Here is a 12,880-nt window from a genome sequence, read left to right as displayed (position 1 = left end):
ACCCGCGATCACTGACAAAGGAACCGGACTCCCCCATGAACAAATTGCTAATCAAGAATGCCACCCTGGTCAATGAAGGCCGCATCTATGCCTCGGATGTATTGATTGAAGGGGAACGGATCGCCCGGATCGCCCCTCACATAGAGGCGCCCGATGCCGTGGTGATAGATGCAGCAGGTCGTCACCTCATCCCGGGGATGATCGACGATCAGGTCCATTTCCGGGAACCCGGCCTGACCCACAAGGGGACCATCGCCAGTGAATCCCGGGCCGCCGTGGCAGGAGGCACCACCAGCTTCATGGAAATGCCCAACGTCAATCCCCAGACCACCACCCTCGATGCTCTCGAAGCCAAATACCAGATAGCCGCCAACTCCTCCGCCGCCAACTACAGCTTCTATCTCGGCGCTACCAACGACAACCTCGACGAGATCAAGCGCCTCGATCCCAAGCAGTCCTGCGGGGTCAAGGTGTTCATGGGCTCCTCCACCGGCAACATGCTGGTGGACAACCAAGAGACACTGGCGGCGATTTTCCGCGAGAGCCCGGTGATGATAGTGACCCACTGCGAGGACACCCCCTCCATCAAGGTGCTGGAAGACGAGGCCCGCGCCAAGTGGGGCGAGGATGTGCCGATGCGCGAGCACGGCCGCATTCGCAATGACGAGGCCTGCTACAAGTCCTCCAGCATGGCGGTGGGTCTGGCGAAAAAATACGGTGCCAAGCTGCACGTGCTGCACCTCACCTCCGCCAAGGAGCTGTCGCTGTTTACCGCCAGCCATGATCTCAGCGAGCTGAAAGACAAGAACATCACCGCCGAGGTATGCGTCCACCACCTCTTCTTCAACGAGGCGGATTACGACACCCTGGGCAGCCAGATCAAGTGCAACCCGGCGGTGAAGAGCGCCGCCGACCAGCACGCCCTGCTGGATGCGGTACGCAACGACGTGCTGGATATCATAGCCACAGACCACGCCCCCCACACCTGGGAAGAGAAGCAGAACAGCTACTTCAAGGCGCCGTCCGGCATCCCCCTGGTGCAGCACTCCATGCTGGCCCTGCTGGAGCTCTACCACAACGGCGTGTTTTCGCTGGAAACCATCGTCAAGAAAACCTCCCACGCGGTGGCCGAGCGCTTCCAGGTGCAGGATCGCGGCTACATTCGCGAGGGTTACTTCGCGGATCTGGTGCTGCTGGATCTGGGCAAGCCCTATGTGGTCAACGACAGCAACCTGCTCTACCTGTGCGGTTGGTCACCCTTCAACGGCTACCGCTTCCACAGCACTGTGGAGATGACCTTGGTCAACGGCCAGATCGCCTGGCAAAACGGTCAGGTCACCGATCAGGTGCTGGGCAAGCGGCTGACCTTCAACCGCTGATCGCTTCATCGCCGATGCAAACGGCCGCCTCCGGGCGGCCGTTTGCATGGTGGGTTGAACAGCAGGTTGAAAAAGGCCCCTGACATGGGCCCTCGATGGCCTGATTTAGCGGCTTTGGCGGTACTTTGAGCGCCAATTGCTCGCAAAGCAGGCAAACAGTCTCAGAGTGGGATTTCCCCTGTTGACAGGGTCGGGTCATCTCCATAAACTCAGCCCCCGTCAGCCGAGCTGACTCCGTCGGTGTGTAGCGCAGCCAGGTAGCGCATCTGCATGGGGTGTAGAGGGTCGGAGGTTCGAATCCTCTCACACCGACCAAATTCCCCGAGAAAGGCCTTGTCAGATGACAAGGCCTTTTCTTTTTGGTGCGGCATAGCCCTAGCGGCACAACGCTGCCCGCATTGTGTCGCCGATCGGTTTGTGCTGTAGTGATGCCGTGTTTTGCCAACCGGTGTTCGAGATGCCCCCTCTCCGCGTCTTTTGCCATCGTCTGCTGTTGCTCGGCCTCGGCGCGGCCCTGCTGCTCGGCTGCGCCACCCCCTATCACAGCAAGCCATCGTTCTGGAACGGCCAGACCGGCTTCTCCCAGACCCGGCTTGCGCCCGACAAATGGCAGCTGGAATTTATTGGCAACGATCTGGTGAGCCGGGAAACCGCCCGCAAGTATGTGCTGAAACGGGCGGGCGAAGTGGCGCAAGCCGAAGGTTATCAGTGGCTTGAGGTCAATGAATTGACCCTGCAGCGGGATGCGGTCAGGGTGACACCAAGCCGCCCCCTGTTCGGGTTCGATGACGACGAGCCCGATCCCTTTCTGGATCAGCGCACCGTGGAGCACCGCATCTCGGCATTGCTCATATTTACCCTCACCCGCAGCGCAAAAAACGACCGAACCATGAAAGCTGATTATCTTGCAAACATTAAAATAAACGGCGATTAATATAGGTTAAATGCAAGATCCATATCACATACAACTAATGACAACATAAAATTCTGCTACAAGGCTCTGGATTTACCCCCCCGGATTAGGCATGCTGCCAGCACACCGGCTGTCAGGAATCTACGGCCCGGATCACAAAAACGGACTGAAGTGGCACCCCTGCCACCCTAAACGCTTTGCACTTATCAAAACTGGGACCCCCCCATGAAAATGAATAAATTGACGGCTGCCATCCTCATCGCGATGCTGGTTGGCATCCTGACTGGTCAGGGCTATCGCATGTTTGCCCCGGATCAGGCCGCTGGCTTTGCCAGTGACATCACCATACTGACCGACATCTTCCTGCGTCTGATCAAGATGATCATCGCTCCCCTTGTCTTCACCACCCTGGTGGTCGGCATCGCCAAGATGGGCGATACTCGCACCGTGGGCCGCATCGGTGCCAAGACCCTGGGCTGGTTCATGCTGGCCTCCCTGCTCTCCCTGACCCTGGGTCTGGTGATGGTCACCCTGATGCAACCGGGCGTGGGGCTCTCCCTCTCCCTGCCGGATGATGCCGCCAGTTCCGGCGTGGTCGCCGGTGCCATCTCCCTCAAGGACTTCGTCACCCACGCCATTCCGAAAAGCGTGGTTGAGGCCATGGCCACCAACGAGATCCTGCAGATAGTGGTGTTCTCCCTCTTCTTCGGGCTGGCCGCCGCCGCGCTGGGCGATGCCGCCAAACCCGTGGTCAAGCTGATGGCAAGCGCCGCCGAGATCATGCTGAAGGTGACCGGTTACGTGATGAACTTCGCGCCGTTCGCCGTGTTCGGTGCCATCGCCGCCATGGTAGCCAAGGAAGGGCTCGGCATACTCGCCACCTACGGCACCTTCATGGCCCAGTTCTATCTGGCCCTGGCCTGCCTCTGGCTGCTGCTCATCGCCATGGGCAGCCTGTTCATTCGCCGCCGCGTGTTGACCCTGCTGGCCATGATCCGCGAACCCATACTGCTGGCCTTCTCCACCGCCAGCTCCGAGGCCGCCTATCCCAAGACCCTGGATCGGCTGGAGAAGTTCGGCTGTGACAAGCGCATAGCCAGCTTCGTGCTGCCCATGGGCTACTCCTTCAACCTGGACGGCTCCATGATGTACTGCACCTTCGCGGTCATGTTCATCGCCCAGGCCTATGGCATAGAGCTCTCCCTGGCCCAGCAGATCACCATGCTGCTGTTGCTCATGGTCACCTCCAAGGGGATGGCCGGCGTGCCGCGCGCCTCTCTGGTGGTCATAGCCGCCACCCTGAACCAGTTCCATATTCCGGAAGCCGGCATCCTGCTGCTGCTCGGCATAGACCACTTCCTCGACATGGGTCGCTCCGCCACCAACGTGCTGGGCAACGCCATCGCCGCCAGCGTGGTGGCCAAGACCGAAGACAGCCTGGGTGAAACCGAGCCGCTGGGTGAGGCAGATACCGCCAAGGCGTGATTTATCCCGCCAGCAAGATACAAAACGGCCCGCAGATGCGGGCCATTTTTTTGGCTTGTGCCTGCCCCTCGGACGAGTTCAGCACCAGCGGCGTACCCGCCGGCAGTACTCTGCATACGCCTCGCCGAAACGGGCCCGCAGCGCCCGCTCTTCCGGCACGATTTGGAAGCGATCGAGCCAGCCCCACAGCAGCAGTGGCCCAAGCCAGACGCCCGATCCCCCCAGATAGCAAGCCAGTGCCATCATCCAGCAGACCAGCCCCAGGTACATGGGGTTGCGGCTGAGACGGTATAGCCCACCCGTCACCAGCGCACTGGCCTGCTCGGGCCGCATCGGACTGACGGTGGTGCCCTGGCGGCGAAAACGCAGCAGGGCGCCAAACCCGAACAATCCTCCCAGCAGCACCAGCAACAGCGCCGGGACGGGCCACCCCTCCCCGGTTCCGCCCCACGCCACCATGCCCAGCGCCACTATGCCGAACAACAGCACGGGCGGCACACGACACTCTAGATCTATCATCTATTGACTCCCATGACAGGTGCCACAATCGACACCTTGCGATACACTTCCCGACGGGAATAATGCCGCAGGAAATTGACAAAGTTCATAACAATAACAATGCCTTGGCTACACTCTATCCCATCTGCATGGCAAAGGCCGAGATCGGGTCGTCATGCACCTCAACCCCAACAATAAAAAAGGAACCACCCCATGCACAAGAAGACACTGCTGGCCACTCTGATCCTGGGCCTGCTGGCCGGTCAGGCCGTCGCGGCCCCTTACCTGCCGCTGGCCAGCGATCATCGCAACGGCGAAGTGCAAACCGCCAGCAATGCCTGGCTGGAAGTTGATCTCGGCGCCTTCGAGCACAACATCCAGACCCTCAAGGATCGCCTCGGTGACAAGGGCCCGCAGATCTGCGCCATCATGAAGGCGGACGCCTATGGTCATGGCATCGACCTGCTGGTGCCCTCAGTGGTCAAGGCCAACATCCCCTGCATCGGCATCGCCAGCAACGAAGAGGCCCGCGTGGCCCGCGAGAAGGGCTTCACCGGCCGCCTGATGCGGGTGCGCTCTGCCACCCCGGACGAAGTCGAACAGGCCCTGCCCTACAAGATGGAAGAGCTGATCGGCAGCCTAGTGAGCGCCCAGGGCATAGCCGACATCGCCCAGCGTCACCATACCAATATCCCGGTGCACATAGGTCTCAACTCCGCCGGCATGAGCCGCAACGGCATCGACCTGCGTCTGGCGGACTCCAAGGCCGATGCGCTGGCCATGCTCAAGCTCAAGGGGATCACCCCGGTCGGCATCATGACCCACTTCCCGGTGGAAGAGAAAGAGGACGTCAAGCTGGGGCTGGCACAGTTCAAGCTGGACTCCCAGTGGCTGATCGAGGCGGGCAAGCTGGATCGCAGCAAGCTCACCATCCACGCTGCCAACTCCTTCGCCACCCTGGAAGTGCCGGATGCCTACTTCGACATGGTGCGCCCGGGCGGCCTGCTCTACGGCGACTCCATCCCCTCCTACACCGAATACAAGCGGGTCATGGCGTTCAAGACCCAGGTTGCCTCCGTCAACCACTACCCGGCCGGCAATACCGTCGGTTATGACCGCACCTTCACCCTCAAGCGCGACTCCTGGCTCGCCAACCTGCCGCTGGGTTACTCCGACGGCTACCGCCGTGCACTCAGCAACAAGGCCTATGTGCTGATCCAGGGTCAGAAGGTGCCCGTGGTCGGCAAGACCTCCATGAACACCATCATGGTGGACGTGACCGATCTGAAAGGGGTGAAACCCGGCGACGAGGTGGTGCTGTTTGGCCGTCAGGGCGAGGCCGAGGTGAAGCAGGCGGATCTGGAGGAGTACAACGGCGCCCTGCTGGCGGACATGTACACCATCTGGGGCTACACCAACCCCAAGAAGATCAAGCGCTAAGCAAATCTCTGCTATGAAAAAGGGCTCCCGCGGGAGCCCTTTTTGTCAGTGCTTTATGGTCTGCCGCGTTCAAACGGCCTTTTTGCGGGTCACCCAGAGGCTCAGCCCCATGGAGGCCAGCAGGATCAGGGCCACGATGCCCAATGCAATGCCGGTCGGGATCTTGAACACATCCAGCAGCAGCATCTTGACCCCGATGAACATCAGGATCAGCGCCAGGCCGTATTTCAGCAGGGCAAAACGCTCGGCCACCCCCGCCAGCAGGAAGTACATGGCGCGCAGGCCCATGATGGCGAAGATGTTGGAGGTCAGTACGATGAAGGGATCCGTGGTCACCGCGAAGATGGCCGGGATACTGTCCACCGCGAAGATGAGATCGCTCACCTCCACCAGCACCAGAATGAGCAGCAGCGGGGTGGCATAGCGCACACCGTCACGCCAGACGAAGAACTTCTCCCCTTCCAGCGTCTCCGTCACCTTGAAGCGACGACGCATCCAGCCCAGCAGCGGGTTGTTGGCCAGATCCGGCTCCTTGTCGGCCACCCACAGCATCTTGACCCCGGTCAGCAGCAGGAAGGCGCCGAACAGGTAGAGGATCCAGTGGAACTGCTCGATGAGCCAGCTGCCCGCGAACACCATGCCGGCCCGCATCACGATGGCGCCCAGCACCCCGTACAGCAGCACCCGGCGCTGCAGCTCGGCCGGAATGGCAAAGTAGCCGAACAGCATCAGCCAGACGAAGACGTTGTCCACCGCCAGCGCCTTCTCGATGAGGTAGCCGGTGAGGAACTCCAGCCCCTTCTGGTTGGCAATCTCGCGCCCTGCGCTGTGATCCAGCCAGAACCAGATGGCCAGGTTGAACAGCAGGGCCACGCTGATCCAGATAAGGGACCAGATGCCCGCCTCTTTGAGGGACACCTTGTGCGCCTTGCCACCCCCGACAAAGCGTATGTCAATCCATAACAGGACCAGCACTATGCTGAAGAAACCGGTCCACATCCACCATTCACCCATTTTTCACTTCTCCCAAAAACGACAAAACCCACGACCGAGAGGCGTGGGTTTGCGTTTGGAGCAGATACACCTTGCCTCTCGGCAAGGTCTCACTTACAGCTGATTTGCATCAACTGCCCGGCTGCCGGGTGCACTGCAGGATATGGGTGCACCGTAATGACGACAAACCAGCGAGAAGTTACTCCCCTTGTTGGGCGGATAGTAACAGTGGCCAAAGATAACGCCAAGAGACATCTTCACCTCTGGCCCAAATTAATCGGGGCACCACCAGGGTGCCCCGCAAACGCATTCAACAAACCGGCATCAAAGCGGATCGGCCTTGAGGCAGGAGACCGCATGGTCGAAGTTGCCCTCAAGCATGGGGCGGGTCTTGGCGCACTCGGGGCCTGCCACCGGGCAGCGGGTGCGAAACACGCAGCCGGACGGCGGGTTCATCGGCGATGGCAAGTCCCCTTCCAGGATCTGGATGACCTTGCTGCGCTCCAGATCCGGATCCGGAATGGGCACGGCCGACATCAGCGCCTTGGTATAGGGGTGCAGAGGGTTTGCGAAGATCTCCTTGCGCGTGCCCAGCTCCACCGCGTTGCCCAGATACATCACCAGCACCCGATCCGAGATGTGCTTGACCACGGACAAGTCGTGGGCGATGAAGATGAGCGACAGCCCCATCTCCTTCTGGATAGCCTTGAGCAGGTTCACCACCTGAGCCTGGATGGAGACATCCAGCGCCGAGACAGGCTCGTCACAGATGATCATCTTGGGCTCCAGGATCAGCGCCCGGGCGATGCCGATACGCTGGCACTGGCCGCCGGAGAACTCGTGCGGGTAGCGGTTTACCAGGTTGGGCAAGAGGCCCACCTTGGTCATCATGGTGCGCACCTTCTCCTTCACCTGCTCTTTGGAGAGGTTCGGATAGAAGGTGATGAGCGGCTCGGCGATGATGTCGCCTATGGTCATGCGCGGATTCAGAGAGGCCAGCGGATCCTGGAAGATCATCTGGATCTCCTTGCGTTTCTCCCGCAGCGCCTTCTGGTCGAGCTTGGTCAGATCGTTGCCAAGCCACACCACCTTGCCGTCTGTGGCAGGCACCAGGCCTATCAGGGCACGGGCGAAGGTGGATTTGCCACAGCCGGACTCGCCCACCACCCCCAGGGTTTCCCCTTCATACAGGCGCAGGGTCACACCGTCTACCGCCTTCAACGCCGAGGGCTTGGCCCAGGGCCAGGCCCTGTCACTCTTGATGCTGAAGTGGACCTTGAGGTCGGACACTTCCAGCAGCAGTTTCTTGTCAGTACCCATTTAATTCGCCCCCTTGATCATGGCATCCGATACCCAATGGCAAGCCCGCTCACGGCCGTCATTGAACGGCGTCAGGAGCATGGAGGATTGCTGGCCGCATATAACAGCATTCATACGCTCACCTCCTTGGCATTGATGGCATCAGATACCCAATGACAGGCCCGCTCACGACCGTCGTTGAACGGCGTCAGAACAGGTGACTGCTGGCCACAAATCTCGTGTACCCGGTGGCAGCGCTCCTGGAAGGGGCAGCCGGTGGGCAGACGCAGCAGGTTGGGCGGATTGCCCGGAATGGTGGGCAGCTCTTCCCCTTCGGTGTCGAGGCGGGGAATGGCGCGCAGCAAGCCTTCGGTATAGGGATGGCTCGGGCGATAGAAGATGTCGTTCACCCGGCCGTACTCCATGGTCCGACCGGCGTACATCACCAGCACCTTGTCACAGATGCCAGCCACCACGCCCAAGTCGTGGGTGATCATGATGATGGAGGTGTTGAACTCGCGCTTGAGCTCGTTCATCAGCGTCATGATCTGGGCCTGCACCGTCACGTCCAGCGCCGTGGTCGGCTCATCGGCGATCAGCAGCTGTGGCCGGCACAAGAGGGCCATGGCGATCATCACCCGCTGACGCATGCCACCGGAGAACTCGTGGGGGTACATGTTCATCCGCTTGCGCGACTCTGGGATCTTGACCGCATCCAGCATGCGTACCGACTCTTCGAACGCCTCGGCCTTGCTCACTCCCTTGTGCAGCATCAGCACTTCCATCAGCTGATCCTTCACCTTCATGTAGGGGTTCAGCGACGTCATGGGGTCCTGGAAGATCATGGCGATCTTCTCGGAGCGGATCTTGTTGAGCTTGTGCTCCGGCAGGTTCAGGATCTCGTCGCCCTGAAACTTGGCCGAGCCCGTGATGATGCCGTTCTTGGCCAGCAGCCCCATGATGGCAAAGGCCGTCTGGGACTTGCCGGAGCCGGACTCGCCGACGATCCCCAGGGTCTCGCCAGCAGCGAGAGAGAAGTTGAGGTCGTTGACCGCCACCACATTGCCGTCCGGGGTCTTGAACTCGACCCGCAGATCTTTTACATCCAGTAATTTCATAAAAACTCCTTATCGATCCTTAGCCGCTCTTGTTATCGATCCTTCGGATCGAGTGCGTCACGCAGACCATCCCCGAGGAAGTTGAAGCAAAACAGGGTCACCACCATGAAACCGGCGGGGAACAAGAGTTGCCAGATGGCTACTTCCATCGACTTGGAGCCTTCATCCAGCAGGGCACCCCAGCTGGTCATGGGTTCCTGGACGCCGAGGCCCAGAAAACTCAGGAAGGATTCAAACATGATCATGCCCGGCACCAGCAAGGTGGCGTAGACGGCCACGATACCGAGCACGTTCGGTACTATGTGACGGGTGATGATCTTCCACTTGGAGACGCCACAGACATGGGCCGCCTCGATAAACTCCTTGCTCTTGAGGCTCAGGGTCTGGCCTCGCACGATCCGCGCCATGTCGAGCCAGCTCACCGCACCGATGGCGATGAAGATGAGCGCCAGATTGCGGCCGAAGAAGGTCACCAGCATGATCACGAAGAACATGAAGGGGAAGGCGTTGAGGATCTCCAGCACGCGCATCATCAGGCTGTCGATCCGCCCGCCGATGAAGCCGGAGGCTGCGCCGTAGAGGGTGCCGATGACCACGGCCACCATGGCGCCCATGATACCGACCATCAGCGAGATGCGGCCGCCCAGCAGGGTGCGCACGAACAGATCGCGCCCCAGACTGTCGGTGCCGAACCAGTGGCCGGTTTCCATGTCAGGCGCGGCCTGCATGGCGCCCCAGTCCGGATCGTCGAAGGTGTATTGGGACAGGTGCGGCCCCACTATCACCGCCAGACCGATAATGGTCAGTATGATAAGGCTGGTCAGCGCCGCCTTGTTGCGCAGGAAACGGCGACGGGCATCCTTCCACAGGGAGCGCCCTTCCACCACTTCCACTTGCTGTGCGAACGCCGCTATGGCTTCGCGTTTCTCAGTTGTGACAACCATGATGTACTCCCGACTTAGTAACGGATCTTGGGATCGATAAAGGCATAGAGAATATCGACCACGGCGTTAAAGGTGATGGTGAGGGCGCCGACCAGAATGGTCAGCCCGAGCACCATGGAGTAATCACGGTTGAGGGCGCCGTTGACGAACAGCTGGCCTATCCCCGGCAGGCCGAAGATGGTCTCGATCACCACTGAACCCGTGATGATGCCGACGAAGGCCGGGCCCAGATAGGAGACCACCGGCAGCATGGCCGGGCGCAGCGCGTGCTTGAGGATGATGTGACGCAGCGGCAGGCCCTTGGCGCGGGCGGTACGGATGAAGTTGGAGTTCATGGTCTCGATCATGCTGCCGCGCATGATGCGCGAGATGGCGGAGATGTAGTACATCATCATGCCAAATACCGGCAGTACCATGAATTGCACCCCGCCCCCCTGCCAGCCACCAGCCGGGAACCAGCCCAGATAGATGCTGAAGAAGAGCACCAGCAAGGGTGCCAGCACGAAGCCCGGGATCACCACCCCGGCCATGGCCGACGACATCAAGAGATAGTCGATGAGGGTGTTCTGTTTCAAGGCCGCTATGGTGCCAAAGGTCACCCCCAGCAAGACGGCAAAGACGAAAGCCGCGCTCCCGATCTTGGCGGAAACAGGCAGCGCCTGACTCACCAGATCGTTGACGCTGAAGTCCTTGTATTTGAAGGAAGGCCCCAGATCGCCCTGCACCAGGTTGCCAAGATAGGTGAGGTATTGCACGCCTATGGGCTTGTCCAGGCCGTACTTGGCCTCGATGTTGGCCAACACTTCCGGCGGCAGGGAACGTTCGCTGGTGAAGGGGTTACCCGGTGCGAAACGCATCATGAAGAAGGAGACGGTGATCAAGACCAGCAGAGTCGGGATCGCTTCCAGTAGACGTTTAAGAATGAATTTCAACATAGACAATTCCTGTCCTGTACTGCTTCCAAAGGGTCGCGGTTGTAATAAAGGCCCGCCGTCCGGCGGGCCTGCTTGTTATGCGACTTGTTATTTTACTCAGTGAGCAATGATATACATGTCTTTGCTGTAGAGGTTGTCCAGCGGGTTGGCCGGGTAGCCGCCCACGTAGGACTTGACCATGCGGGAGGTCACGTACTGATAGATGGGGGCAATTGGCATGTCCTTGGCCAGGATCTCTTCGGCCTGGACATAGAGCTTGTTGCGCGAGGCTTCATCCACCTGATCGCGAGACTCTGTCATCAGCTTGTCAAACACCGGGTTGGAGTACTTGCCGTCGTTGTTGCCGTGAGTGGTCTGCATCAGATCCAGCATGGAAGAAGCTTCGTTGTAGTCGGCGATCCAGCCGGCACGGCCCACGTCAAACTGACCCTGCTTCTTGGTTTCCAGGTAGGTTTTCCACTCCTGGTTTACCAGGCTCACCTGCACGCCCAGCTTCTTCCACATGGAAGCAACGGCGACCGCCACCTTCTTGTGGTTGTCGTCGGTGTTGTAGAGCAGCTCGAATTTCAGCGGCTTGCTGGCATCGAAACCGGCCTCTTCCAGCAGCGCCTTGGCCTTGGTGTCGCGCTCCGCCTGGGTCATCTTGGACCACTCGGGGGCCACCGGCTTGAAGCCGTCCACGAAGTCAGGCACGAGTGTGTAGCCAGGGGTCTCACCCTTGCCCATCACCTTCTCGGCGATCACGTTGCGGTCGATGGCGTAGGAGAGTGCGGTCCGCACGCGCACGTCATCAAACGGCTTCTTCTTGAAGTTGTACTGGTAGTAGTAGGTACCGACGTAACCACTCACCTTCAGCTCATCGGGCTTCTCTTTCTTCATCTGCTTGAAGCGTTCGATGGGCATGTTGTAGGTGAGATCCACTTCGCCCGCCAGATAGCGGTTCAGCTCGGCGTTGGTGGACTGGATCGGCAGGTAGGTGACGGTATTGATCACCGTCTTGGCGTTGTTCCAGTAGTTGGGGTTGCGCTCGACGTCGACGCGCTCGTTCACCACCCAGTCTTTCAGCTGATAGGCACCGTTGGATACCATGTTGCCGGGCTGGGTCCACTTGTCACCAAACTTCTCTACCACTTTCTTGGGCACAGGGTAGGTGGTGGTGTGGGAGAGCATGCTGACGAAGTAAGGGATCGCTTTTTCCAGCTGCACTTCGAAGGTGTAGTCGTCGACCGCCTTCACACCCAGGGTGTCAGACGGCTTCTTGCCGGCGATGATCTCGCTGGCATTGACTATGGTCGGGATCTCCAGATACCAGGAGTAGGGCGACGCAGTCTTGGGATCCACGGCCCGCTTGAAGGCGAACTCGAAATCGTGGGCTGTCACGGGATCCCCGTTGGACCACTTGGCATCTTTGCGCAGGTGGAACACGAAGTGTTTGTTGTCCTTGGTTTCCCAGGACTCGGCCACGGCAGGGAGCACTTCCCCCTTGGGGCCTGAACTCACGAGACCTTCGAACAGGTCACGCAGAATATTGGATTCAACCGTTCCTTCGGTTTTGTGGGGATCGAGCGTTGCCGGCTCGGAGCCATTGCCTTTCACCAACTGCTGAACATCAGCCAGCTTGGTGCCTGCGGGAACATCAGCGGCTTGCGCCACATTGACACCGCCAAACAGAGCTGCCACCAAGAGGGTATTAATCATTGTTTTTTTATGAGTCATTTCCATACTCCAACAAGAACATTCCATGCATTTGTCCATCAACGAGATAAGTACCTCGCTGCCAGCATAATTCCCTGACATTTCTGATAATGCAATAGATATTGTCAGGCAAGGCTGGGCTTCATGGTTAAAAAAACAACTTTTAGCCAATTATTCAGCA

At 59.5% G+C, this 12,880-nt stretch carries 11 protein-coding genes, 1 tRNA gene and 1 pseudogene; 5 read left to right on the top strand and 8 right to left on the bottom strand.

Features of this window, described 5'->3' with window-relative positions:
- Positions 1 to 35: 35 nt before the first annotated feature.
- The 4 genes from CK910_RS14715 to CK910_RS14700 all read left to right on the top strand — a co-directional run bounded on the left by CK910_RS14715 (position 36) and on the right by CK910_RS14700 (position 3,777).
- Positions 36 to 1,379 (top strand): dihydroorotase, encoded by a 1,344-nt coding sequence (locus CK910_RS14715; protein ID WP_098983814.1) that lies wholly within the window; start codon positions 36 to 38, stop codon positions 1,377 to 1,379.
- Positions 1,380 to 1,617: 238 nt separating this feature from the next.
- A tRNA-Pro gene (locus CK910_RS14710) sits at positions 1,618 to 1,694 on the top strand.
- 142 nt (positions 1,695 to 1,836) lie between these two features.
- The gene (locus CK910_RS14705) at positions 1,837 to 2,313 is read left to right on the top strand and encodes a CC0125/CC1285 family lipoprotein (protein WP_172955324.1); all 477 of its coding nucleotides are present in this window, start codon (positions 1,837 to 1,839) and stop codon (positions 2,311 to 2,313) included.
- Between the two features lie 204 nt (positions 2,314 to 2,517).
- Positions 2,518 to 3,777 (top strand): dicarboxylate/amino acid:cation symporter, encoded by a 1,260-nt coding sequence (locus CK910_RS14700; RefSeq protein WP_043141217.1) that lies wholly within the window; start codon positions 2,518 to 2,520, stop codon positions 3,775 to 3,777.
- A gap of 78 nt (positions 3,778 to 3,855) precedes the next feature.
- On the opposite strand, the gene CK910_RS14695 is transcribed toward CK910_RS14700, so the two are convergent.
- Positions 3,856 to 4,296, bottom strand: a complete 441-nt coding sequence (locus tag CK910_RS14695; RefSeq protein WP_098983812.1) for a methyltransferase family protein — start codon at positions 4,294 to 4,296, stop codon at positions 3,856 to 3,858.
- A gap of 192 nt (positions 4,297 to 4,488) precedes the next feature.
- Between CK910_RS14695 and alr the strand changes: the two genes are divergently transcribed.
- Positions 4,489 to 5,715 (top strand): alanine racemase, encoded by a 1,227-nt coding sequence (gene alr, locus CK910_RS14690; RefSeq protein ID WP_043141219.1) that lies wholly within the window; start codon positions 4,489 to 4,491, stop codon positions 5,713 to 5,715.
- A gap of 69 nt (positions 5,716 to 5,784) precedes the next feature.
- Here the strand turns inward: alr and CK910_RS14685 are convergent, their stop codons facing one another.
- The 7 genes and pseudogenes from CK910_RS14685 to CK910_RS14655 all read right to left on the bottom strand — a co-directional run bounded on the left by CK910_RS14685 (position 5,785) and on the right by CK910_RS14655 (position 12,720).
- Positions 5,785 to 6,729 carry a TerC family protein gene (locus CK910_RS14685; protein WP_098983811.1) on the bottom strand — a complete coding sequence of 315 codons (945 nt, stop codon included), beginning with the start codon at positions 6,727 to 6,729 and terminating at the stop codon, positions 5,785 to 5,787.
- 303 nt (positions 6,730 to 7,032) lie between these two features.
- On the bottom strand, positions 7,033 to 8,028 hold the full coding sequence (gene oppF, locus CK910_RS14680) for a murein tripeptide/oligopeptide ABC transporter ATP binding protein OppF (protein ID WP_043141223.1): 996 nt from the start codon (positions 8,026 to 8,028) through the stop codon (positions 7,033 to 7,035).
- Positions 8,029 to 8,133, bottom strand: a pseudogene (locus CK910_RS14675) (oligopeptide transporter ATP-binding component); the annotation flags it as partial.
- A 5-nt stretch (positions 8,134 to 8,138) separates the two neighbouring features.
- Positions 8,139 to 9,125, bottom strand: a complete 987-nt coding sequence (locus CK910_RS14670) for an ABC transporter ATP-binding protein (protein WP_098983809.1) — start codon at positions 9,123 to 9,125, stop codon at positions 8,139 to 8,141.
- A 32-nt stretch (positions 9,126 to 9,157) separates the two neighbouring features.
- Positions 9,158 to 10,069: an oligopeptide ABC transporter permease OppC gene (gene oppC / locus CK910_RS14665; protein WP_043141227.1), complete on the bottom strand. Its 912-nt coding sequence runs from the start codon at positions 10,067 to 10,069 to the stop codon at positions 9,158 to 9,160.
- Positions 10,070 to 10,083: 14 nt separating this feature from the next.
- Complete coding sequence (gene oppB, locus CK910_RS14660; protein ID WP_043141229.1) at positions 10,084 to 11,004, bottom strand: oligopeptide ABC transporter permease OppB; 921 nt, start codon at positions 11,002 to 11,004, stop codon at positions 10,084 to 10,086.
- Positions 11,005 to 11,100: 96 nt separating this feature from the next.
- On the bottom strand, positions 11,101 to 12,720 hold the full coding sequence (locus tag CK910_RS14655) for an ABC transporter substrate-binding protein (RefSeq protein ID WP_098983808.1): 1,620 nt from the start codon (positions 12,718 to 12,720) through the stop codon (positions 11,101 to 11,103).
- Positions 12,721 to 12,880 lie beyond the last annotated feature (160 nt).

This window comes from Aeromonas sp. CA23 (assembly GCF_002587065.1).
GTDB classification, from domain to species: domain Bacteria; phylum Pseudomonadota; class Gammaproteobacteria; order Enterobacterales; family Aeromonadaceae; genus Aeromonas; species Aeromonas bestiarum.
Note: the sequence above shows the minus strand (reverse complement) of the source record. Positions and strands in the feature narration are given on the sequence as shown.

Excerpts from the sequence above, each read along its gene's own strand:
- oppC (WP_043141227.1), bottom strand. The coding sequence starts at position 10,069 with ATGGTTGTCACAACTGAGAAACGCGAAGCCATAGCGGCGTTCGCACAG.
- oppB (WP_043141229.1), bottom strand. The coding sequence starts at position 11,004 with ATGTTGAAATTCATTCTTAAACGTCTACTGGAAGCGATCCCGACTCTG.
- alr (WP_043141219.1), top strand. The coding sequence starts at position 4,489 with ATGCACAAGAAGACACTGCTGGCCACTCTGATCCTGGGCCTGCTGGCC.
- CK910_RS14685 (WP_098983811.1), bottom strand. The coding sequence starts at position 6,729 with ATGGGTGAATGGTGGATGTGGACCGGTTTCTTCAGCATAGTGCTGGTC.
- CK910_RS14695 (WP_098983812.1), bottom strand. The coding sequence starts at position 4,296 with ATGATAGATCTAGAGTGTCGTGTGCCGCCCGTGCTGTTGTTCGGCATA.
- CK910_RS14655 (WP_098983808.1), bottom strand. The coding sequence starts at position 12,720 with ATGACTCATAAAAAAACAATGATTAATACCCTCTTGGTGGCAGCTCTG.
- CK910_RS14670 (WP_098983809.1), bottom strand. The coding sequence starts at position 9,125 with ATGAAATTACTGGATGTAAAAGATCTGCGGGTCGAGTTCAAGACCCCG.
- CK910_RS14705 (WP_172955324.1), top strand. The coding sequence starts at position 1,837 with ATGCCCCCTCTCCGCGTCTTTTGCCATCGTCTGCTGTTGCTCGGCCTC.
- CK910_RS14700 (WP_043141217.1), top strand. The coding sequence starts at position 2,518 with ATGAAAATGAATAAATTGACGGCTGCCATCCTCATCGCGATGCTGGTT.
- oppF (WP_043141223.1), bottom strand. The coding sequence starts at position 8,028 with ATGGGTACTGACAAGAAACTGCTGCTGGAAGTGTCCGACCTCAAGGTC.
- CK910_RS14715 (WP_098983814.1), top strand. The coding sequence starts at position 36 with ATGAACAAATTGCTAATCAAGAATGCCACCCTGGTCAATGAAGGCCGC.